Raw genomic sequence first — 20,677 nt, forward strand, 5'->3', positions numbered from 1 at the left:
CTGGTGTCGGCGGGGACGATCGTCCTCGTCGGCACTGCCGTGTTCGCGGTCGGTTGCGCGACCGGCGGGACCGGCCTGCGTGACGGCGGCCCCGCCCGCACCGACACCGTCGCCAGGACCGCGCCGCCCGGCTCGTCCCCGGCCGACGGCGACTCGGCGTCGGCCTCCCCGTCCGGCACGCCCCTGAAGAAGGTGGACCCGGTCAGGCTGCTCATGGCGGACCCCAAGGTCAGCACCGACGTCAAGCGGGACCTCAAGCCCTGCACGGGCAAGGAGTACCCGGTGGACGTGAGCTACGGGAAGGTCACCGGCGGCCCGGTCGCAGACATCGTCGTGAACGTCCTGTCCTGCGCCGACGCCCTGGGCCGCGGCACCTACGTGTACCGGGCGGACGGCGCCGAGTACGAGAATGTGTTCGCGGACGAGCGGCCACCCGTCTACGCGGAGATCGACCGGGGCGACCTGGTGGTCACGAAGCAGGTCTACGGAAAGAGCGACGCGCTCGCCTATCCGTCGGGCGAGGACGTGATCACGTACCGCTGGAACGGGGAGAAGTTCACCGAGCAGGACCGGGTGCACTCGGAGTACAGCAACGTGGTCGACGGCGGCGCCCAGCCGGCCCCGGCCACGAGTCAGAAGAACTGAGCACTGAGCAAGAAGAACGAGGCGAGGCTTGCGCATGGCCGAGACCCATGTCCTGTTCGTGGAGGACGACGACGTCATCCGTGAGGCAACGACCCTGGCGCTGGAGCGCGACGGGTTCGTGGTCACGGCCATGCCCGACGGCTTGTCCGGCCTGGAGTCCTTCCGCGCGCGCCGGCCCGACATCGCCCTGCTGGACGTGATGGTCCCGGGCATGGACGGCGTGAGCCTGTGCCGCCGCATCCGCGACGAGTCCACCGTCCCCGTGATCATGCTGTCGGCGCGCGCCGACAGCATCGACGTGGTGCTGGGCCTGGAGGCGGGCGCCGACGACTACGTCACCAAGCCCTTCGACGGCTCGGTGCTCGTCGCCCGGATCCGCGCCGTGCTGCGCCGCTTCGACCACTCCGGCGGCCCCCAGAACGGCGCTGGTGGCGCCCTCGACGACGGCCCGGACGCCGAGCGCGGCGTGCTGTCCTTCGGCGACCTGGAGGTGGACACCGAGGGCATGGAGGTCCGCAGATCGGGTGCCAACGTGGCCCTGACGCCGACCGAGATGCGGCTGCTGCTCGAGTTCTCCTCCGCACCCGGCACCGTGCTGTCCCGTGACCGGCTCCTGGAGCGGGTCTGGGACTACGACTGGGGCGGCGACACCCGCGTCGTGGACGTCCACGTCCAGCGCCTGCGCACCAAGATCGGACAGGACCGGATCGAAACGGTCCGAGGCTTCGGATACAAACTCAAGGCATGAGACGGTTCACCCTCCGCACGGGGATCCGCTGGAAGATCACACTCGCCATCGCAGCCGTGGGCGCCCTCGTCACGATCGCGCTGAGTCTGGTGGTGCACAGCGCTGCCCGCGTGTCGATGCTGGGGAGCGCGCGCGAAGTCCAGCTGGAGCGCGTGCAGTTCATCTCCCGCAATGCCGACGCCGGGCGCAAGCCCCCCATGGGGGCCAAGGTCAACGATCCCGAACTGCCCGCGGAACTGAGGCAGAAGGCGCAGTCGGGCCGGCGCGGCACCTATATCCAGGAGCGGCCGCACGGCGTGCCCGAGGTGTGGGCCGCCGTACCGCTCGGCAACGGGCAGGTGCTCTCGCTGCACACGCCGTTCCGGGAGAGCGCCGATCTGCTCCCGGACCTCGACCGGGCCCTCGTCGTCGGCGGACTCGCCGCCGTCATCGGCGGATCGGCGCTCGGCGTCCTCATCGGCGGGCAGATCTCGCGCCGGCTGCGCAAGGCGGCCGCCGCCGCGCAGCGGGTCGCCCACGGCGATCCCGACGTAAGGGTGCGGGACGCGGTCGGCGGTGTCGTCCGTGACGAGACGGACGATCTCGCGCGGGCCGTGGACGCCATGGCCGATGCCCTCCAGCAGCGGCTGGAGGCCGAGCAGCGGGTGACCGCGGACATCGCGCACGAGCTGCGGACCCCGGTGACGGGCCTGCTCACCGCCGCGGAACTGCTGCCCCCGGGGCGGCCGACGGAGCTGGTCCGGGACCGGGCGCAGGCGCTGCGCGCCCTCGTCGAGGACGTGCTGGAGGTGGCCCGGCTGGACAGCGCCTCGGAGCGGGCGGAGCTCCAGGACGTGGCACTGGGCGAGTTCGTGAGCCGGCGCGTGAGGGTGCTGATGCCGGAGGCGACCGTACGGATCGTCGCGGACGAGGTCGTGAGCACCGACCCGCGGCGGCTGGAGCGGATCCTGGGCAACCTGCTCGCCAACGCCGCCCGGTACGGGCGGCCGCCGATCCAGGTCGACGTCGAGGGCCGGGTCGTACGGGTCCGCGACCACGGGCCGGGTTTCCCCGAGGCGCTGCTGCGCGAGGGGCCGAGCCGGTTCCGTACCGGGTCGACGGACCGCGCGGGTGTGGGGCACGGGCTGGGGCTGACCATCGCGGAGGGCCAGGCGCGGGTGCTGGGCGCCCGGTTGACCTTCCGCAACGTGGCGGCTCCCGGTGTCCTGGACCGCTCGCCGACGGCGGCGGGCGCGCCCGTCGGCGCGGCGGCCGGGGCGGTCGCGGTGCTGTGGCTGCCGGAGCACGCGCCGACGGCGACGGGCAGCTTCCCGGTACTGAAGCCGCCTCAGGGCTGACGGACGGGGACCGGGCCGTGCCCGCGCACGGGTGCGTGTCTTAGGCTCCGTGCCATGACCGACGGCACGAATCCCCCGAGCAGCCCGCAGCCCGAGCCCGCCCACGGCAGCGGCGGATACGGGTTCCCGCCGGGACCGCCCGCCCAGAGCGGTTACGGCTACCCGTCCGGAGGCGGCGGCTACGGCTATCCGCAGTCCGGGCAGCAGCCGAACCCGTACCAGCAGGACGCGCAAGGGCAGCCGTGGCAGCCGGCGCCCGCCCCGGCCCCGGCCCAGCCGGGCTTCACGCGGCTGGCCGGTCCGGACATACCCGGCGCGTCGGAGCAGCCGGACTGGGAGGCCATGGCCGACCGTTCCGAGGCCGCACGACGCAAGAAGAAGCGGTGGGCGCTGGTCGGCGGGGTGACCGTACTGGCGCTGCTGGCCGGTGGTGGGACGTTCTTCCTGCTGGCCGGCGACGGCGACGGCCCGGAGGGGACGAACGCCCAGCCCTCGGCGTCCGCCTCACCGGAACCGGAGGACTCGAAGTCGCCGGCGGCCTACACGGCCACCGTCGCGGGTGACGACACCCTGCTGCGTGACAGCTACGGCTCCACGGGCATCCGGCTGGGCCCCGACCTCAAGGTCGGCCCGCTGGGCAAGCGCTTCCAGGTCGTCGGCAAGGGCAACGGGAACTCGTGGGGGCAGTCCGCCGAGCCCGTCGTCGACGTCACCAAGAGCTTCACGATCACGGCGCGCGCCTACAGCTCCGCCACCAAGGGCTCGCGGATCGTCATGAGCCAGGGCGACGGGGAGTCCTTCTCGTTCGAGCTCGGCGTGAACGAGGTGAACGGCAAGCAGGCGTGGATCTTCCGGGTGCAGACGGGCGACAAGGGCGCCGCGGCGACCACGAAGACCGTCGCCGCCGAGGGGCTCACCATCCTCAAGACACCGACCCTGGTGATGGCCACGTACGACGCGGAGAGGAAGAACATCGCCCTCTACGTGGACGGCAAGAAGGCCGGTGAGACCGAGGTTCCGGCCATCTGGCAGGCTCCCGGCCCGCTCCAGCTCGGCCGGTCCAAGCACCACAACATCTGGACGGGCCCGTGGCAGGGCGCGCTGCACAACATCAAGATCTACAACGCGGCCTTCTCGGCGGAGCAGGCCGCCGCGTACAAGGAGGGCAAGCTCGGCCCGGCGCCGAAGCCGGCCCACGCCTGGCTGCTGACCTGACCGACCCGACCTGACCCGACCGGACGGGACGGCCTCGGCCGGACACGACGACGCCGACCGGCCACGGGGGCCGGTCGGCGTCGGTGACGGTGCGTGTGGCGCAGGTCAGATGCTGACGCCGTTGGTGCGCAGGAAGGACACCGGGTTGAGGGCCGAGCCGTAGTTCGGGGTGGTGCGGATCTCGAAGTGCAGGTGCGGGCCGCTGGAGTTGCCGGTGTTGCCGGACAGGGCGATGCGCTGCTTGACGGAGACCTTCTGGCCGACCTTGACCTTGATCTTCGACAGGTGCGCGTACTGCGAGTACGTGTTGTTCGCGTGCTTGATCACGATGGCGTTGCCGTAGGCGGGGCCGTCGCCGCCACCGTTCGGGCCGGCCTTGACGACGACGCCGGCGGCGGCGGCCTTGACCGGGGTGCCGACCGGGACGGCGAAGTCCTGGCCGGAGTGCTTGCGGGCCCACATGCTGCCGCCCTTGCCGAAGGTCGCGGACAGCGTGTACTTCTCCAGCGGCTTGTCCCAGAGGCCGGCCTTCTTCTTCGCCGCAGCGGCGACGTCGGCGGTGGCGGCGGGAGCCGTCTGCGGGGCGTCGGCGAAGGCGGCGGTCGTCCCGGCCCCGAGAGCCAGCACAGCACCGAGGGTTGCGCCGACGGTGATACGGGTAGAACGGGTGATGACGCGCTTCGCGGACATAGAGCAGACCTCCGGGGCCGGGGATGTGGGCGATTACGCCCATCTCGGGCATGAAGTGACCCGGCACGCTCAGCCATGTGCCGGGTTGGCTCATCTTTGGTAACCCGAATGCCCGGACTTCCCCAAACGTCCCCGTTTACTACCGGGGCTCGTAGCCGTGCCGGGGTGACGTGCCCCGTTGACGGGATCCACCTGGGGCGAAGACCCCTCGACAGGGGCTGCTCGATCTACGAAACCCCCTAGTATGTCCGATTTATCCTGTGTGGCTTGTCACCGGCCACCGGCCCGGGCCGCCGGTTCAGACCCCTTCCAATGTGACCGGCGCTACGCCCCGACCTCGTGGACGCATCCGTGGTGGGGATCAGGCTGGCCTCGGGGGTCTTGGCCCCCCTCGTCAGGAAGCTCTTACAGGGGGAAGGAGCGGGCGCCGGCCTGGTGAACCGCCCGGTCCCGGTGCGGCTCTCCTCCTACGCGGCCTGGCGCGAGAAACGCGGCCTCGACGCGGCGGACCTTCGCAAGCCGGCCGACCGCCTGGTCCGCGATGCCCTGTGGGCCCGGGCGAGCGGCCGCTCCCGCCCGGCGAGGAAGCCGGCGTGGCGGCGGCGCTCGCGGCGACCTTCCACGCCTTGGGCGACCTCGCCCTACCTGGCCCGCCGCCACAGCGGCCTGACCATCTTCGGCCTGGACCTGCCCCCCGACTCCACGCCGCTGGCCCCTGGACACCGCCTACGTGTCGCTGGAGGTCTCCCGCCCGCTGCCGGAGCCCAATGTCCGGGCAGCGCCCGACACCCGGGCCGCGGGCGCGGCCGCTCCCGGACCGGGCGCCTCCCCGTACGCCCTGTCCGCCGACGAGGCCCTCACCCGGCACCGCCGGGTCCTGCTCCGCGGTGAGGTGACCGGCTGACGGGCAGGACAAAGGGGCGGCCCCGGGACGTGAAGTCCCGGGGCCGCCCCTTTTACCGCTCAGTCGCGCCTACGCGCCCTTCGACAGGTCCGGGCCGGAGCCCGTGGCCTCGATCGGGGGGAGGTCGGGCAGGGCCGACTTCTCCTCGCCGCGGAAGGTGAACTTGGCTTCCTCGCCCTCACCCTCCTTGCCGACGACCACGATGTGACCGGGGCGCAGCTCGCCGAAGAGGATCTTCTCCGACAGGATGTCCTCGATCTCGCGCTGGATGGTCCGGCGCAGCGGCCGGGCACCCAGGATCGGGTCGTAGCCGCGCTTGGCGAGCAGGAGCTTGGCGTCGCCGCTCAGCTCGATGCCCATGTCGCGGTCCTTCAGGCGCTCGTCCACCTTCGCGATCATCAGGTCGACGATCTGGATGATGTCTTCCTCGGTGAGCTGGTGGAAGACGACCGTGTCGTCCACACGGTTGAGGAACTCGGGCCGGAAGTGCTGCTTGAGCTCTTCGTTGACCTTCGCCTTCATCCGGTCGTAGCCGGTCTTGGTGTCGCCCTGAGCCGCGAAGCCCAGGTTGAAGCCCTTCGAGATGTCCCGGGTGCCCAGGTTGGTCGTCATGATGATGACCGTGTTCTTGAAGTCCACGACCCGGCCCTGGGAGTCGGTCAGGCGACCGTCCTCCAGGATCTGGAGAAGGGAATTGAAGATATCCGGGTGGGCCTTCTCGACCTCGTCGAAGAGGACGACGGAGAACGGCTTGCGGCGCACCTTCTCGGTGAGCTGGCCGCCCTCTTCGTAGCCCACGTAACCGGGGGGCGAACCGAAGAGGCGGGAAACCGTGTGCTTCTCGCTGAACTCCGACATGTCGAGGGAGATCAGCGCGTCCTCGTCGCCGAAGAGGAATTCGGCGAGCGTCTTGGAGAGCTCGGTCTTACCGACACCGGACGGGCCGGCGAAGATGAACGAGCCACCCGGGCGCTTGGGGTCCTTCAGACCCGCACGGGTACGGCGGATCGCCTGGGAGAGCGCCTTGATGGCGTCCTTCTGGCCGATGACCCGACGGTGGAGCTCGTCCTCCATGCGGAGCAGTCGCGAGGACTCCTCCTCGGTGAGCTTGAAGACGGGAATGCCGGTCGCGGTCGCGAGGACCTCGGCGATGAGCTCGCCGTCGACCTCGGCGACGACGTCCATGTCGCCGGCCTTCCATTCCTTCTCGCGCTTGGTCTTCGACGCCAGCAGCTGCTTCTCCTTGTCGCGGAGAGAAGCCGCCTTCTCGAAGTCCTGGGAGTCGATGGCCGACTCCTTGTCCCGGCGGACGGCCGCGATCTTCTCGTCGAACTCGCGGAGGTCCGGCGGCGCGGTCATCCGGCGGATGCGCATCCGGGAGCCGGCCTCGTCGATCAGGTCGATCGCCTTGTCCGGGAGGAAGCGGTCCGAGATGTACCGGTCGGCCAGCGTCGCCGCCTGGACGAGGGCCTCGTCCGTGATGGAGACGCGGTGGTGGGCCTCGTAGCGGTCGCGCAGGCCCTTGAGGATCTCGATCGTGTGGGGGAGGGAAGGCTCCGCCACCTGGATCGGCTGGAAGCGGCGCTCGAGGGCCGCGTCCTTCTCGAGGTGCTTGCGGTACTCGTCGAGCGTCGTGGCCCCGATGGTCTGGAGCTCACCACGGGCCAGCATGGGCTTGAGGATGCTGGCGGCGTCGATCGCGCCCTCGGCGGCACCCGCACCCACGAGGGTGTGGAGCTCGTCGATGAACAGGATGATGTCGCCGCGGGTGCGGATCTCCTTGAGCACCTTCTTCAGGCGCTCCTCGAAGTCACCGCGGTAGCGGGAACCGGCGACCAGGGCGCCGAGGTCAAGCGTGTAGAGGTGCTTGTCCTTGAGGGTCTCGGGGACCTCGCCCTTGACGATCGCCTGCGCCAGGCCCTCGACGACGGCGGTCTTGCCGACGCCGGGCTCGCCGATGAGGACCGGGTTGTTCTTGGTACGGCGGGACAGCACCTGCATGACCCGCTCGATCTCCTTCTCGCGCCCGATGACCGGGTCGAGCTTGGATTCGCGGGCCGCCTGGGTGAGGTTGCGGCCGAACTGGTCCAGGACGAGCGAGGTCGAGGGCGTGCCCTCGGCCGGGCCGCCGGCCGTGGCCGACTCCTTGCCCCCGCCGGTGTAGCCGGAGAGCAGCTGGATGACCTGCTGCCGGACTCGGTTGAGATCGGCGCCCAGCTTCACGAGGACCTGGGCGGCGACGCCCTCGCCCTCGCGGATCAGGCCGAGCAGGATGTGCTCGGTGCCGATGTAGTTGTGGCCGAGCTGGAGGGCCTCTCGGAGCGAAAGCTCCAGGACCTTCTTCGCCCGCGGGGTGAAGGGGATGTGGCCGGACGGGGCCTGCTGCCCCTGACCGATGATCTCCTCAACCTGCTGGCGAACAGCCTCGAGCGAAATCCCGAGGCTCTCCAGGGCCTTAGCGGCGACACCCTCACCCTCGTGGATCAAGCCCAGGAGGATGTGCTCGGTGCCGATGTAGTTGTGGTTGAGCATCCGGGCTTCTTCCTGAGCCAGGACGACAACCCGCCGCGCGCGGTCGGTGAACCTCTCGAACATCGTTTATCGCTCCTCAGAGCGGTCGGGCAGTTCGGGGTCGGTCCCCGCCCTGTCCTTCCGCATGCTAGTCCCGTGGGGCGGGACAGCTCATTCCAACTGCCGACATCCGTCCACGGCTCACCCCTGCATCAGCGGGAAAACCGGCTTGAAGAGCCGACAACTGCTCCAACTCGATGGTGCGAGACGATGTTCCCGCAGGCCAGGCAGATACCCGTCATGCGTGTACGCCGACGGCGAACGGAAGCCGGTCAAATCAGCGTGTCGCCCCGATCCACTAGGAATGTCTTACCCGTAAGGGCTGACACTCCATGCCGGTGGCGCCGGTTCCCTCCGCTGAGGGCGAACAGGGTTCCGTCTCGAATGTGGGACTCCGACCCCATGGGCGTTTACGTTCCGCACATCTTCGAGTGCGGAAGGTGACGTCCACCGTAACCCCCGCGCGATTCCGCAGTTGCTCCGGGTATGGCCGCAACCGTCCTGCCGACCGTCCCGCCGCCCCGCGTCGCGCCCGAGGAGGACGCGTACGCCGCCTGGTACGGGAGGGTGCTCGGCTGGACCGTCACGGGCGGGCCGCCGGTCCAGCTCGTGACCGGGATCGGATTCGACGTGCTGGAGCTGCCGTCGGACGCTGGGACGGCGCTGTTGCGCCGGCCGGTCGCCACGGGTCCGGTGGCCGTGATGGGGCGCCGGATGCGGTTCCTGGTGGCCCCTGGGAGCGCAGAGGAGCTCGACGGGCTGCTCGACTGGCTGGAGTGGGGCGGGGTCGCCCTGGATCTGGCCGCCCTGGGTGCGGGCGGGCGGATCGCCGCCCCGGCTCCACCGGGGCTGCCCCCCGGAGGAAGCCCTCGGGGGGCCGCCGTGTGGCTGCGACCCCCCGAGCAGGGGTGTGAGGCGCTGCTGCCGGCCCTGCCCGGTCCCGGGCGGGCCGCAGGGCCCGCTCGCGGGCCCGACCTCGTACGCCTGGTCGCCGCGGCGGCGACGGAATGCCACCGGGCGCGGCTGGGGCGGCGTACGAACGGGGTCCGTCAGCCCTTGGCCTTCTCGTAGGCCTCGCGGATCTCGGCCGGGACGCGGCCGCGGTCGTTCACGTTGTAGCCGTTCTCCTTGGCCCACGCGCGGATCTCGGCGGTGTCCGGGTTGCCGGTCGCCGCGGCGGCGCGGCCCTTGGCACGGGCCGCGGTGGCACGGCCACCGGTGCGGCGGCCGCCCTTGGTGTACGGGTCGAGCAGACCGCGGAGCTTTTCAGCGTTGGCGGTGGTGAGGTCGATCTCGTAGGTCTTGCCATCCAGAGCGAACGTCACCGTCTCGTCCGCCTCGCCACCGTCGAGGTCGTCGACAAGAAGGACCTGAACCTTCTGTGCCACCGGGATTTCCTTTCATCGAAAAGCAGTACGCGGAAAGGAAACCGCTTTTGCCTGGAAAACACAAACCCCCCGGGAGAGGTTCGAGACCGCAACGAGGCGGGAAACGTGCGCGATTCGGACATAGGCCACAGGTGCGCGGAGCGCCGGAAAAGCTGAGGCCATCGATCAGAGGTGCAGAAGCATCCGACTGTTGCCCAAGGTGTTGGGCTTCACTCGTTCGAGACCGAGGAACTCGGCGACGCCCTCGTCATAGGAACGCAAGAGCTCCATGTAGACATCGGTGTCGACCGGGGTCTCGCCGATCTCGACGAAGCCGTGCTTCGCGAAGAACTCGACTTCGAAGGTCAGGCAGAAAACCCGGCTCACGCCGAGCGTGCGGGCGGTGCTCAACAACTGCTGGAGCACCTGGTGGCCGACGCCGGCGCCCTTCAAGTCGCGGTCGACGGCGAGAGTGCGCACTTCGGCGAGGTCTTCCCACATCACGTGGAGTGCACCGCAGCCCACCACCTGTGAGTCGGAGTCGCGTTCCGCGACCCAGAACTCCTGGATGTCCTCGTAAAGGACGACGGGTGCTTTGTCGAGCAGGATCCGCTGCTGCACGTACTGGTCGAGGAGGCGGCGCAGCGCGGGAACATCGCGTGTGCGGGCACGGCGGATCGTCACTGTTTCTGCGTGTGCAGAGGAAAACTCTCCCATGGCTGCGGACGCTATCGCCCCGGCGGCCCCGGGTGCCCGGCGGTCCGCCCTTCGGCTTCCGGTGCCGCGGAAGGTTCCGGGGAGTGTTCCGGGGAGGGTGCGGGGGAAGTTTCGCCGGAAGGCGTGGAAGGGGGTTCCGCGGGCGCTTCCGCGCGGGGTTCACCGCGGGGTTCCGCGGGGGTGTCGGCGACGGACTCGTCGTCGTACTGGACGACCCGGACGGCGTCGCGGAGCGCATCGCGCTGTTCCGCGGACATCATGCCGAAGAACGCGACGAGAGCGGCGGCGGGGTTGTCGCTCGTCGACCAGGCTTCGTTCATCAGTGCGGCCGAGTAGGCGGCGCGGGTGGAGACCGCCGTATATCGATAGGCGCGGCCTTCGGCTTCCCGGCGGACCCAGCCCTTCTGATGGAGATTGTCCATAACGGTCATGACCGTGGTGTACGCGATGGACCGTTCCTGCTGGAGGTCTTCCAGGACTTCCCGAACGGTGACCGGGCGGTTCCACTGCCACACCCGCGTCATGACGGCGTCTTCGAGTTCTCCCAAGGGGCGAGGCACAACAGCACGATAGTGCGGTCTGTGCGGAATTGCCCGACTATTCACCCGGCAACGCGCAACGAAATCGGGCGCACGGCCCGTACGGCCGCGCACCCGCGCGAGATGCCCGCGGGCACCCCGACCTAGTTCTGCTGCTGGCGGGCGGCCTCCGCCCGGGCGATCACGGCGTCGACCGCCGCGTCCTCCTTGGACTTGTTGGAGCCGCCCTGGCTCTTCACGATCGTCACGACGAGGGCGATGAAGAACGCGGCCATCACGAAGGGGGGCACGAGCGCGGAGACGTAGTCCATGCCCCCCAGCCTAGCCAAGCGGACCCGGGCCGGTCCTGGCGGCCCGGGTCCGTTCACACGACGGCGAGCCCGGACGCCGGGGGCGGGGTGGGCTTGCGGCGCGGCGGGAAGACCTCCCCGGGCGTCGGCACCGGCCGCTCGGGGCGCGGGCGCTCCTTGGGCGCGGGCGCCGGCCGCGGCGGCTCCTCCCGGGCGCCCGCCAGGGTCAGCCGTCGGGTCCGGGGCGCGGGGTTCGCCGTCAGGCGGCGCCGCACGGAGCGCTCCGCGACGGCCCGGGCCCCCTCCAGCAGCGCGGCGGCGGCCGGGTTGGCGCGGAGCGCGCGCAGGGCGGCGAGGTCGTCGGGAGCCGGCTCGTAGCCCGCGGCGAGGGCTTCCCGGAGCAGTTCCAGGTAGCCGGACAGGCTGCCGGGCAGGGCGCTGCGGTAGCGGGCCAGATCGTCCAGGAGGAAGGCTCTGAGCCGGCCCGCCTCCCGGGCCGCTTCGTCCACCGACTGCGCCAGGCGCAGGCAGTCCTGGACCTCCTCGGCCGCCAGGGGCGCCGAGGAGGACTGAAGGGCGTGGGCGAGCGAACGCCTGAGCACGTGCAGCTCGGCGGCGCTGAACGCCATGCCGCCGCGGGATCCGTAGGGCGTGGGCATGGGGCCGAAGATACGCGCTAATCGGACAAAATCCCCTCAGGAGGGGTGGGTGCGGCGCGGCGCGGGCCCCGCTCAGCCGGTCTGCTTGACCGCGTTCAGGAAGTCCGCCCAGGCGGCCTGGGTGGTGGCGAGGACCAGGTGGGCGGGGTCGACCCGGTCGGCGACCTTCACGAGGGCTCCGGGGCTGACGGCGACGTAGACGCAGGCGTCGCCGTCGCCGCAGAACGAGGACTTCCGCCACGCGGGCTGAGCGGTCATGGTGTCTCCTCCGGGCACGGTGGCCGGTAATTGCGGTCAAGGGACGGTAACTCCGTGGCCGGTCCGCACCGGCGACTTTCGCGCAATTCGGCGTTTCGCCGCTTCCCTGCGGGGGTGCGGGTGGTACACGGCGCAGCCGGCCGCGCGCAGGCCGGCGGGCGTACGAGCACTGTTCGGCGGGGGCCTGCGGGTCCGCGCCGGCGGGCCCCGGGCGGGGCCGTTTCCGGCCCCGCCCGGGGCGGCGTCAGATGCGGGCCACGAAGGCCGCAACCGCGTCGTGGACGTCGGATTCGCTCCAGGACAGGCCCGGCTCCGTGATGTCCAGCTCGGTCACCGCGAGGCCCGGCGGCCCCCCGGCCGACCAGCGGCGGAAGAAGACCGTGCCCGTCTCCTCCGCCTGCCGCAGGCCCGCGTCCGTCAGCCGGTCCGGCTCGTAGGGCAGCCACACCTGGAACTGGTGCGTGTGCGGTTCCTCGGGGTGGACGCGCGACCACGGGACACCGGACTTCGCCAGCGCCTCGCGCAGCGCCCCGGCCACCATCCGCGCCTGGGCCACGTACGACGGCAGCCGCGGCAGTTCCCGTTCCAGTCCGGCCAGCGCGGACAGTGCCTGCGGGAACTGCCGGAAGATCTGGCCCCCGTAGCGGTGGCGCCAGACCCTGGTCTCCTCCACGAACTCCCGCGACCCGGCCAGGGCCGCTCCGCTCAGGCCGCCGAGCGACTTGTAGAACGAGACGTACACGGAGTCGGCGAGCCCGGCGATCTCCGGCAGCGGACGGCCGAAGTGGACGGTGGACTCCCACAACCGGGCGCCGTCGAAGTGGATCGCCGCCTCCCGCTCGCGGCCCGCCTCCACCAGCGCCTGAAGCTCCTCCCACGTGGGCAGCAGGAATCCGGCCTCACGCAGCGGAAGCTCCAGCATCAGCGTGCCGAACGGCTCCCCGACGTCCCCGACCTCCTCCGGCGTCGGCTGGCGCGCCTCGGTGGTCGGGTGGACCACCCGCAGCCCGGAGACCGTCGACAGGGCGTCGCCCTCCCACATCTCCGGGTGGCTCATCGGGTGCAGCGCCACGACCGGGTTGCCGGTCCGGCCCGCCCAGCAGCGCAGGGCGATCTGCTGCGCCATCGTCCCGCTGGGGAAGAACGCCGCGTCCTGCGTCCCGAGCAGTTCCGCGACGCGCCGCTCCAGCTCGGCGACGATCCCGTCGCCGTAGATGTCGCCGGGCGCGTCCATGTCGTACGGGGCCTCGGCGAGCCGCGCCAGCGACTCGCCGACCGTGGCTTCGCGCGGGCTGCGCGTCAGGGTCCGTCCCGCCGCCCGCCACGCCGCCACGAGCCGCGCCGTACGTTCCGTTTCCTCATTGCCGTCGCTCATGACCCCTGATCCTCGCCCCTCGTCCCCGACCGGCCAAGACCCCCACGGGCTAGCATGGCGGCGTATCGTCCGGTACCCCCGCGGACTGGAACGGAAGGCATTCCCCGCGTGAATCATTCACAGCAGCCACGCCCTGCCCGGCTCGCCGTCGGCGTCGTCGGGGCGGGCCGCGTCGGCCCGGCGCTGGCCCGTGCGCTCCAGCAGGCGGGCCACCGCCCGGTCGCCGTGTCCGGAGTGTCCGACGCCTCCGTGCGCCGTGCCGCGCGGATGCTGCCCGACGTACCGCTGGTGCCGCCCGGGCAGGTCCTGGAACTGGCCGACCTGGTCCTGCTGACCGTCCCCGACGACGCGCTGCCGTCGCTCGTGGAGGGGCTCGCGGAGACCGGGGCGATCCGCCCCGGCCAGCTCCTCGTGCACACCTCCGGCCGGTACGGGACCGCCGTGCTCGACCCGGCGCGCCGCGCGGGCGCCCTGCCGCTGGCCCTGCACCCCGCGATGACCTTCACCGGTACCGAGGTCGACGTACAGCGGCTGGCCGGCTGCTCCTTCGGCGTCACCGCCCCCGGCGAGCTGCGGCTGGCCGCGGAGGCCCTGGTCATCGAGATGGGCGGGGAGCCCGAGTGGATCGCGGAGGAGAACCGCGCGCTGTACCACGCGGCCCTGGCCCTCGGTGCGAACCACCTGGTCACGCTCGTCGCCCAGTCCCTGGAGCTGCTGCGCAAGGCCGGGGTCGGGCACCCCGACCGGATGCTCGGCCCGCTGCTCGGCGCGGCCCTCGACAACGCCCTGCGCTCCGGGGACGCGGCCCTGACCGGGCCGGTGGCACGCGGGGACGCCGGGACGGTCGCCGCGCACGTCGCGGAGCTGCGCCGGCACGCGCCGGGCACGGTCGCGGGATACCTGGCCATGGCCCGCACCACCGCCGACCGGGCCCTCGCGCACGGTCTGCTCAAACCCGAACTCGCCGAGGACCTGCTCGGCGTACTCGCCGACACGGACCCTGACGGGGGCGATCAGTGACCGAGCTGCTGCTGCACACCGCCGATGAGCTGCACAAGCTGCCGCGCACCGGACGGCGGGCCGTGGTGATGACCATGGGCGCCCTGCACGAGGGCCACGCCACCCTGGTCCGCGCCGCCCGTGAACTGGCCGGGCCCGAGGGCCAGGTCGTCGTCACCGTCTTCGTCAACCCGCTGCAGTTCGGGGCGGGCGAGGACCTGGACCGGTATCCGCGCACCCTCGACGCGGACGTGGCGGTCGCCGAAGCGGCGGGCGCCGACGCGGTGTTCGCCCCCGCCGTCGACGAGGTCTACCCGGGCGGGGACCCGCAGGTGCGGATCTCCGCCGGCCCGATGGGCGAGCGCCTCGAAGGCGCCGCCCGGCCCGGCCACTTCGACGGGATGCTGACCGTCGTCGCCAAGCTGCTCCACCTGACCCGCCCCGACCTGGCCCTCTTCGGCCAGAAGGACGCGCAGCAACTGGCCCTGATCCGGCGGATGGTGACCGACCTGAACTTCCCCGTCGAGGTGGTCGGCGTACCGACCGTCCGCGAGGAGGACGGCCTGGCGCTGTCGTCCCGCAACCGCTACCTCTCCCCCACGGACCGGCAGACGGCGCTGTCGCTGTCGCGCGCCCTCTTCGCGGGGCGCGACCGGCTCGCCGCGCAGGCGGCGCTGCGGGCCCGCGCCGAGGCCGCCCCGGCCACCGACCAGCGGGCCACAGCCCTGGCCAGGCTGGGCGAGATCCGCGCCTCGGCGGACGCGCACGCCGTCTCGGCGGCCTGCGCGGGCCTGCCGGACGCGGTCCGGGCCGCGGCGGGCCACGTCCTGGCGGACGCGGCCCGTTCGGAGCCGCCGCTCGTGCTGGACTACCTGGCGCTGGTGGACCCGAAGGACTTCACAGAGATCGGTCCCGACTTCACCGGGCAGGCCGTGCTGGCCGTCGCCGCGAAGGTGGGCACGACCCGGCTGATCGACAACATCCCATTGGAATTCGGAGCACACTCGTGAGCACCCCTGGCAGAGGCCCCGCCGGCAGCACGGGCATACGGCTGCACGCGCCGGCGCCCGGCTGGTCCCTCGACGCCGACGTCGTGGTCGTCGGATCCGGCGTGGCGGGCCTGACCGCCGCGCTGCGCTGCGCGGCCGCGGGCCGCCGTACGGTCGTGGTCACCAAGGCCCGCCTCGACGACGGCTCCACCCGCTGGGCCCAGGGCGGCATCGCCGCGGCCCTCGGCGACGGCGACACCCCCGAGCAGCACCTCGACGACACCCTGGTCGCGGGCGCCGGCCTGTGCGACGAGGAGGCCGTCCGGCTTCTCGTCACCGAAGGCCCGGACGCGGTACGGCGGCTGATCGACACCGGCGCGGTCTTCGACACCTCCGCCGAGACCGGCGAGATAGAGCTGACCCGGGAGGGCGGCCACCACCGCCGGCGGATCGCGCACGCGGGCGGCGACGCCACCGGTGCCGAGATCTCGCGGGCGCTGGTCGAGGCCGTGCACGCCGCGGGCATAGAGACCGTGGAGAACGCACTCGTACTCGACCTCCTCCAGGACGCGCAGGGCCGTACGGCCGGGGTCACGCTGCACGTCATGGGCGAGGGGCAGCACGACGGCGTCGGCGCCGTCCACGCGCCCGCCGTGATCCTCGCGACCGGCGGCATGGGCCAGGTCTTCTCCGCGACGACGAACCCCTCGGTGTCCACCGGCGACGGCGTGGCGCTCGCGCTGCGCGCCGGAGCTGAGGTCTCCGACCTGGAGTTCGTGCAGTTCCACCCGACGGTGCTCTTCCTCGGCCCGGACGCCGAGGGGCAGCAGCCGCTGGTGTCGGAGGCGGTGCGGGGCGAGGGCGCGTACCTCGTCGACGCCGACGGCGTCCGCTTCATGACCGGACAGCACGAGCTCGCCGAGCTGGCTCCGCGCGACATCGTCGCCAAGGGCATCATGCGCCGCATGCAGGAGCAGGGCGCGCAGCACATGTACCTGGACGCCCGGCACTTCGGCGCCGAGATGTGGGAGCAGCGCTTCCCGACGATCCTGGCCGCCTGCCGCGCGCACGGCATCGACCCGGTGACGCAGCCGATCCCGGTGGCGCCCGCCGCGCACTACGCCTCCGGCGGTGTCCGCACCGACCTGCAGGGGCGCACCACCGTCCCCGGCCTGTACGCCTGCGGCGAGGTCGCGTGCACGGGCGTGCACGGCGCGAACCGGCTCGCCTCCAACTCCCTGCTGGAGGGCCTGGTCTTCGCCGAGCGGATCGCCGAGGACATCACCGCGCAGGAGTACGGCGGCAACGGCCCCGGCGTGCCGGTCCCCTCGACCGGTCCGCTGCAGCCCGCCGGGGCCCGGTACGAGGTCCAGCGGATCATGACGGACGGCGCGGGCGTGCTCCGCTCCGCCGCGTCGCTGGCCGCGGCGTCCGAGGCCCTGGAAGGGCTGTACGCGACCGCCCTGAACGAACTCGAAGCGCACGGCAAGACCGCCGAGCCGGGTGTGGACACCTGGGAGGCCACGAACCTGCTGTGCGTGGCGCGGGTCCTGGTCGCCGCCGCGCAGCGCCGCGAGGAGACCCGCGGCTGCCACTGGCGCGAGGACCACCCCGACCGGGACGATGCCCGGTGGCGCCGCCACCTGGTGGTCCGGCTCTCGGCCACCGAGAGGCGGGCCCTGGTCGTCGTACCCACCGACTCCGCGGACTTCCCGTCCGTGCACCCCCTGAGCACCCCGAGCCTGGAGCAGTGACCGTGAGCACCCCCGAACTTCCCCTCATCGACCAGAACGACGGCGGCTGCGGCGACGACTGCGCCTGCGGCGACGGCGAGGAGAGCGGCCTCGACCCGGCGCTGGCCCAGCTGCTCGCGGACGCGGGCCTGGATCCGATCGAGGTCGAGGACATCGCCCACATGGCGCTCTCCGAGGACCTCGACGGCGGCGTGGACGTCACCACCGTGGCCACGGTCCCCGAGGACGCCGAGGCCATCGCCGACTTCGTCGCCCGCGAGGACGGCGTCGTGGCGGGCCTGCGCATCGCCGAGGCGGTGTTCTCCGTGGTCTGCACGGAGGCCTTCGAGGTGGAGCGGCACGCGGAGGACGGCGACACCGTCAAGGCCGGCGAAGTGCTGCTGTCGGTCCGCGCCCGTACCCGCGACCTGCTGACGGCCGAGCGCAGCGCGCTGAACATCCTGTGCCGGCTCTCCGGCATCGCGACGGCCACCCGCCGCTGGGCGGACGTCCTGGAGGGCACCAGGGCCAAGGTTCGCGACACCCGCAAGACCACGCCGGGCCTGCGCTCGCTGGAGAAGTACGCGGTCCGCTGCGGCGGCGGCGTCAACCACCGCATGTCGCTGTCGGACGCGGCGCTGGTGAAGGACAACCACGTGGTCGCCGCGGGCGGTGTCGCGCAGGCCTTCAACGCGGTGCGCGAGGCCTTCCCGGAGGTCCCGATCGAGGTCGAGGTCGACACGATGCACCAGGTCCGCGAGGTCCTGGACGCGGGCGCCGACCTGATCCTGCTGGACAACTTCACCGTCCCGGAGACCGAGGAGGCCGTCACGCTGGTGGCCGGCCGCGCGGTGCTGGAGTCCTCGGGCCGGCTGACCCTGGACACCGCGCGGGCGTACGCGGAGACCGGCGTGGACTACCTGGCGGTCGGCGGGCTGACGCACTCCTCGCCGATCCTGGACATCGGTCTCGATCTGCGCGAGGCGGTGTAACCGGTGCTCCTCACCATCGACGTAGGCAACACCCAGACGGTCCTGGGCCTGTTCGACGGTGACGAGATCGTCGAGCACTGGCGGATCTCGACCGACCCCCGGCGCACGGCCGACGAGATGGCCGTGCTGATGCAGGGCCTGATGGGCATGCACCCGATGCTCGGCAGCGAGCTCGGCGACGGGATCCACGGCATCGCGATCTGCTCGACGGTGCCGTCGGTCCTGCACGAGCTGCGCGAGGTCACCCGGCGCTACTACGGCGACGTGCCGGCGGTGCTGGTGGAGCCCGGCATCAAGACGGGCGTGCCGATCCTGATGGACAACCCCAAGGAGGTCGGGGCGGACCGCATCATCAACGCGGTCGCGGCGGTCGAGCTCTACGGGGGCCCGGCGATCGTGGTCGACTTCGGTACGGCGACCACCTTCGACGCGGTGTCCGCGAAGGGCGAGTACGTCGGCGGGGTGATCTCGCCGGGGATAGAGATCTCGATGGAGGCGCTCGGCGTACGGGGCGCCCAGCTGCGCAAGATCGAGCTGGCCCGGCCGCGGCACGTGATCGGCAAGTCGACGGTCGAGGCGATGCAGTCGGGCGTCATCTACGGTTTCGCGGGCCAGGTCGACGGGGTCGTGGCCCGGATGGCCAAGGAGCTGGCCGGGCCGAACGGCGATCCGGACGACGTCCGCGTCATCGCCACGGGCGGCCTGGCCCCGATGGTGCTGGGCGAGTCGTCGGTGATCGACGACCACGAGCCGTGGCTGACGCTGATCGGCCTGAGGCTGGTGTACCAGCGCAACGCGCCGAACTTCGAGTAGGCGGTCCCGGTCCGGCCCCTCCCGTCACGGGCGGGATCCGGACCGCGCGGCCGCGGCCCGGGCCTGCGCGCCGGGCGTCAGCACGGACGCGGGCGGGTCAGCATCCGGCGCAGGGCCGCTCTCCAGGGGCGGCGGGCCTCGCCGCCGTCCACGACGGCCCGGAACTGCTGGTAGGAGTGGGCCGAGCGGACGACGGCGACGTCGTCCCGGCCGGGCGGCGGGGGCATGCGCTCGCCGTGCTGGGAGGCGCGGTAGGTGTCGATGAGGTACTGCTCTATCGCTGTCATGCATCCACCCTCACCCCGTCGGCCCCGCCGCGCACGACGGTTGACGTTCCCCGTCAACTGTTCGGCCGGGAAGCGCCCGCGGGGCGGGCCGGAGGGCGGCCGGCAGGGCGCCCGCGGGGTGGTCGCGGGTGGTCGCGGGTGGTCGCGGGGTGGTCGTCCGCCGGTCGTGATCACTCGTCCGGCCGCCGCGCCGGGGCCCGCGCCGCCACCCGTACGGCGGTGCGGAAGGCCGGACCGGACGTTCCTGACGTGCGGGAACGGACAGAATGGCCCGATGAGCGTCACCATCGACATCGCCGGGCTCCCCCACGAGCGGATCACCTTCGCGCCCTCACCGCTCGCGGAGCTCTGCATGGCCCTGCACGCGCTCTCGCAGCCGGGGCACCACCCGCGGCTCACCTCATGGACCACCGCCACCTCGGCCTCGCTCGATCCGTGTCTCGCGGACCGTCTGCTGGAGGCCGAGTTCATGTGGCGCAGCTCCTTCTCCGACATCTTCATGCCCTTCGCCGGGATCCCCGGGGAGGCCGGGCGGCCGGCGGCGACGCTGGCCGAGGAGCTCGACGTACTGGACCGGCTGGACGACGAGCGGTTCGTGGGAGCGGCCCTGGAGCACTGCTGGCTGGCGCTCTACAACGAGGGCGGCGTGCCCTCGCCGCTGAAGGACCCGGCGGCCCGGGCCAAGGCGCTGGAGGCGGCCGCCGCCCGCGGCCCGCGCCAGCTGGACTTCTCCGTGCGGCTGCTGGACGACCCCGCGGCCGTACGGGTGTGGCTGCGGCGGCTCCTGGAGGACTGCGACGAGGCGTTCTTCGCCGAGACCTGGAAGCGCCTGGAGCCGGGGCAGAGCGCCGACGCCCGGCACCAAGGCGGAGCTGCTGCGCCGCAAGGGCCTGCCGGCCGCGCTGAAGGACGTCTCGACGGCCCTGAGCGTCGACGAGGGCCTCACCACCATCACCGCCGACAAGATGGTCCACGGCACGGCGACGGCCACCGATCCGCGCATAGGCAGCGGCCTCGTCTTCGTGCCGACCAACTTCGGCTGGCCGCATCTGCTGGTGCTGCACGCACCGGACTGGCGGCCGGTGGTCCACTATCCGCTCGGTACCCCCGAGCCGGCCTCCGGGCCGGGCTCGGTGGAGCTGCTCCAGCGGCGGATGGAGGCACTGGCGCACCCGATGCGGATGATGCTGTGCCGGAGCCTGGCCCGCGCGCCGTACACGACGAGCGAACTGGCGACCGTGTACGGGATCACCGCGCCGGAGGTGTCGCGGCATCTGGCCGTCCTGAAAAAGGCCGGTCTGATGCATACGCGAAGGCAAGGCCGTTATGCCCAGCACGAGTTGGATCTGACCGCCGTCGCCCGCATCGGCTCCGACTTCATCGAGGGCATCCTCCGGTAGCGGCAACGGGCGTGCGGCTGGCCGGATCCCACCGGCCCAGACTCACCGATATACGGAATTCATAAACCGAAATCAGCGAAAACTCTGGCCATGATGGCCACTTGCTGTCTAACGTGCGCTCACTGTTCCCCCACGTACCGCGCACCGCC

21 protein-coding genes and 1 pseudogene are annotated in these 20,677 nt (G+C 72.0%); 12 read left to right on the plus strand and 10 right to left on the minus strand.

Annotated features, from left to right (window positions below; genetic code table 11):
- Positions 1-3: 3 nt before the first annotated feature.
- Genes AB0F82_RS13630 through AB0F82_RS13645 form a run of 4 tightly spaced genes read left to right on the plus strand, consistent with a single transcriptional unit; the run spans position 4 to position 3,945 of the window.
- Positions 4-645, plus strand: coding sequence for a hypothetical protein (locus AB0F82_RS13630; protein ID WP_362626692.1), 642 nt, complete (start codon positions 4-6; stop codon positions 643-645).
- 34 nt (positions 646-679) lie between these two features.
- Positions 680-1,393 carry a two-component system response regulator CseB gene (cseB, locus tag AB0F82_RS13635; RefSeq protein WP_356810157.1) on the plus strand — a complete coding sequence of 238 codons (714 nt, stop codon included), beginning with the start codon at positions 680-682 and terminating at the stop codon, positions 1,391-1,393.
- Positions 1,390-2,730: a two-component system sensor histidine kinase CseC gene (cseC, locus tag AB0F82_RS13640; protein ID WP_362626695.1), complete on the plus strand. Its 1,341-nt coding sequence runs from the start codon at positions 1,390-1,392 to the stop codon at positions 2,728-2,730. Before cseB ends, cseC begins: the two co-directional genes overlap by 4 nt.
- A 54-nt stretch (positions 2,731-2,784) precedes the next feature.
- The gene (locus tag AB0F82_RS13645; protein ID WP_362626698.1) at positions 2,785-3,945 is read left to right on the plus strand and encodes a LamG-like jellyroll fold domain-containing protein; all 1,161 of its coding nucleotides are present in this window, start codon (positions 2,785-2,787) and stop codon (positions 3,943-3,945) included.
- 105 nt (positions 3,946-4,050) lie between these two features.
- Here AB0F82_RS13645 and AB0F82_RS13650 read toward each other — a convergent pair whose 3' ends face one another.
- Positions 4,051-4,635 carry a M23 family metallopeptidase gene (locus AB0F82_RS13650; RefSeq protein WP_362626701.1) on the minus strand — a complete coding sequence of 195 codons (585 nt, stop codon included), beginning with the start codon at positions 4,633-4,635 and terminating at the stop codon, positions 4,051-4,053.
- Positions 4,636-5,365: 730 nt separating this feature from the next.
- On the opposite strand from AB0F82_RS13650, the gene AB0F82_RS13655 reads away from it, so the two are divergent.
- The gene (locus AB0F82_RS13655; protein WP_362626704.1) at positions 5,366-5,539 is read left to right on the plus strand and encodes a hypothetical protein; all 174 of its coding nucleotides are present in this window, start codon (positions 5,366-5,368) and stop codon (positions 5,537-5,539) included.
- A gap of 69 nt (positions 5,540-5,608) precedes the next feature.
- On the opposite strand, the gene AB0F82_RS13660 is transcribed toward AB0F82_RS13655, so the two are convergent.
- Complete coding sequence (locus AB0F82_RS13660) at positions 5,609-8,134, minus strand: ATP-dependent Clp protease ATP-binding subunit (RefSeq protein ID WP_356810162.1); 2,526 nt, start codon at positions 8,132-8,134, stop codon at positions 5,609-5,611.
- 462 nt (positions 8,135-8,596) lie between these two features.
- Between AB0F82_RS13660 and AB0F82_RS13665 the strand changes: the two genes are divergently transcribed.
- Complete coding sequence (locus tag AB0F82_RS13665) at positions 8,597-9,181, plus strand: SCO3374 family protein (RefSeq protein ID WP_362626707.1); 585 nt, start codon at positions 8,597-8,599, stop codon at positions 9,179-9,181.
- Here the strand turns inward: AB0F82_RS13665 and AB0F82_RS13670 are convergent.
- From AB0F82_RS13670 to AB0F82_RS13700, 7 genes are all read right to left on the minus strand, one after another.
- Entirely contained in the window at positions 9,160-9,498 is a 339-nt protein-coding gene (locus AB0F82_RS13670; RefSeq protein WP_030656421.1) for a histone-like nucleoid-structuring protein Lsr2, read from the minus strand. The two genes, AB0F82_RS13665 and AB0F82_RS13670, sit on opposite strands and share 22 nt — an antisense overlap.
- Before the next feature lie 165 nt (positions 9,499-9,663).
- Positions 9,664-10,194 (minus strand): amino-acid N-acetyltransferase, encoded by a 531-nt coding sequence (locus tag AB0F82_RS13675; RefSeq protein ID WP_030656423.1) that lies wholly within the window; start codon positions 10,192-10,194, stop codon positions 9,664-9,666.
- 11 nt (positions 10,195-10,205) lie between these two features.
- Entirely contained in the window at positions 10,206-10,754 is a 549-nt protein-coding gene (locus AB0F82_RS13680) for a BlaI/MecI/CopY family transcriptional regulator (RefSeq protein ID WP_362626711.1), read from the minus strand.
- 122 nt (positions 10,755-10,876) lie between these two features.
- The gene (locus tag AB0F82_RS13685) at positions 10,877-11,044 is read right to left on the minus strand and encodes a hypothetical protein (RefSeq protein ID WP_030027391.1); all 168 of its coding nucleotides are present in this window, start codon (positions 11,042-11,044) and stop codon (positions 10,877-10,879) included.
- Between the two features lie 53 nt (positions 11,045-11,097).
- The gene (locus AB0F82_RS13690) at positions 11,098-11,682 is read right to left on the minus strand and encodes a hypothetical protein (RefSeq protein ID WP_356810165.1); all 585 of its coding nucleotides are present in this window, start codon (positions 11,680-11,682) and stop codon (positions 11,098-11,100) included.
- Between the two features lie 72 nt (positions 11,683-11,754).
- Positions 11,755-11,940 (minus strand): DUF397 domain-containing protein, encoded by a 186-nt coding sequence (locus tag AB0F82_RS13695; protein WP_356810166.1) that lies wholly within the window; start codon positions 11,938-11,940, stop codon positions 11,755-11,757.
- Between the two features lie 244 nt (positions 11,941-12,184).
- Entirely contained in the window at positions 12,185-13,315 is a 1,131-nt protein-coding gene (locus tag AB0F82_RS13700) for a threonine aldolase family protein (RefSeq protein ID WP_362626715.1), read from the minus strand.
- A 108-nt stretch (positions 13,316-13,423) separates the two neighbouring features.
- On the opposite strand from AB0F82_RS13700, the gene AB0F82_RS13705 reads away from it, so the two are divergent.
- The 5 genes from AB0F82_RS13705 to AB0F82_RS13725 are packed head-to-tail and all read left to right on the plus strand — an operon-like array spanning position 13,424 to position 18,841.
- Positions 13,424-14,335: a Rossmann-like and DUF2520 domain-containing protein gene (locus tag AB0F82_RS13705; RefSeq protein ID WP_362626718.1), complete on the plus strand. Its 912-nt coding sequence runs from the start codon at positions 13,424-13,426 to the stop codon at positions 14,333-14,335.
- A complete protein-coding gene (gene panC, locus AB0F82_RS13710; RefSeq protein ID WP_356810169.1) occupies positions 14,332-15,324 on the plus strand; it encodes a pantoate--beta-alanine ligase in 993 nt (330 codons plus the stop codon). Before AB0F82_RS13705 ends, panC begins: the two co-directional genes overlap by 4 nt.
- Positions 15,321-17,057 (plus strand): L-aspartate oxidase, encoded by a 1,737-nt coding sequence (locus AB0F82_RS13715; protein WP_356810170.1) that lies wholly within the window; start codon positions 15,321-15,323, stop codon positions 17,055-17,057. Before panC ends, AB0F82_RS13715 begins: the two co-directional genes overlap by 4 nt.
- Positions 17,058-17,059: 2 nt before the next feature.
- Positions 17,060-18,028: a carboxylating nicotinate-nucleotide diphosphorylase gene (nadC, locus tag AB0F82_RS13720; RefSeq protein ID WP_362627126.1), complete on the plus strand. Its 969-nt coding sequence runs from the start codon at positions 17,060-17,062 to the stop codon at positions 18,026-18,028.
- Between the two features lie 3 nt (positions 18,029-18,031).
- A complete protein-coding gene (locus tag AB0F82_RS13725; RefSeq protein WP_030961766.1) occupies positions 18,032-18,841 on the plus strand; it encodes a type III pantothenate kinase in 810 nt (269 codons plus the stop codon).
- A gap of 77 nt (positions 18,842-18,918) precedes the next feature.
- On the opposite strand, the gene AB0F82_RS13730 is transcribed toward AB0F82_RS13725, so the two are convergent.
- Positions 18,919-19,128: a hypothetical protein gene (locus tag AB0F82_RS13730; RefSeq protein WP_362626723.1), complete on the minus strand. Its 210-nt coding sequence runs from the start codon at positions 19,126-19,128 to the stop codon at positions 18,919-18,921.
- Positions 19,129-19,402: 274 nt separating this feature from the next.
- Here AB0F82_RS13730 and AB0F82_RS13735 point away from each other — a divergent pair.
- Positions 19,403-20,528 (plus strand): annotated as a pseudogene (locus AB0F82_RS13735) (DUF5937 family protein).
- Positions 20,529-20,677 lie beyond the last annotated feature (149 nt).

The organism is Streptomyces virginiae (assembly GCF_040638905.1).
In the GTDB taxonomy this organism is placed as follows: domain Bacteria; phylum Actinomycetota; class Actinomycetes; order Streptomycetales; family Streptomycetaceae; genus Streptomyces; species Streptomyces virginiae_B.

What these genes read in the sequence shown, in the direction of transcription:
- cseB (WP_356810157.1), top strand. Translation starts at nt 680, where the DNA reads ATGGCCGAGACCCATGTCCTGTTCGTGGAGGACGACGACGTCATCCGT.
- cseC (WP_362626695.1), top strand. Translation starts at nt 1,390, where the DNA reads ATGAGACGGTTCACCCTCCGCACGGGGATCCGCTGGAAGATCACACTC.
- AB0F82_RS13645 (WP_362626698.1), top strand. Translation starts at nt 2,785, where the DNA reads ATGACCGACGGCACGAATCCCCCGAGCAGCCCGCAGCCCGAGCCCGCC.
- AB0F82_RS13650 (WP_362626701.1), bottom strand. Translation starts at nt 4,635, where the DNA reads ATGTCCGCGAAGCGCGTCATCACCCGTTCTACCCGTATCACCGTCGGC.
- AB0F82_RS13660 (WP_356810162.1), bottom strand. Translation starts at nt 8,134, where the DNA reads ATGTTCGAGAGGTTCACCGACCGCGCGCGGCGGGTTGTCGTCCTGGCT.
- AB0F82_RS13665 (WP_362626707.1), top strand. Translation starts at nt 8,597, where the DNA reads ATGGCCGCAACCGTCCTGCCGACCGTCCCGCCGCCCCGCGTCGCGCCC.
- AB0F82_RS13675 (WP_030656423.1), bottom strand. Translation starts at nt 10,194, where the DNA reads ATGGGAGAGTTTTCCTCTGCACACGCAGAAACAGTGACGATCCGCCGT.
- AB0F82_RS13685 (WP_030027391.1), bottom strand. Translation starts at nt 11,044, where the DNA reads ATGGACTACGTCTCCGCGCTCGTGCCCCCCTTCGTGATGGCCGCGTTC.
- AB0F82_RS13690 (WP_356810165.1), bottom strand. Translation starts at nt 11,682, where the DNA reads ATGCCCACGCCCTACGGATCCCGCGGCGGCATGGCGTTCAGCGCCGCC.
- AB0F82_RS13695 (WP_356810166.1), bottom strand. Translation starts at nt 11,940, where the DNA reads ATGACCGCTCAGCCCGCGTGGCGGAAGTCCTCGTTCTGCGGCGACGGC.
- AB0F82_RS13700 (WP_362626715.1), bottom strand. Translation starts at nt 13,315, where the DNA reads ATGAGCGACGGCAATGAGGAAACGGAACGTACGGCGCGGCTCGTGGCG.
- AB0F82_RS13730 (WP_362626723.1), bottom strand. Translation starts at nt 19,128, where the DNA reads ATGACAGCGATAGAGCAGTACCTCATCGACACCTACCGCGCCTCCCAG.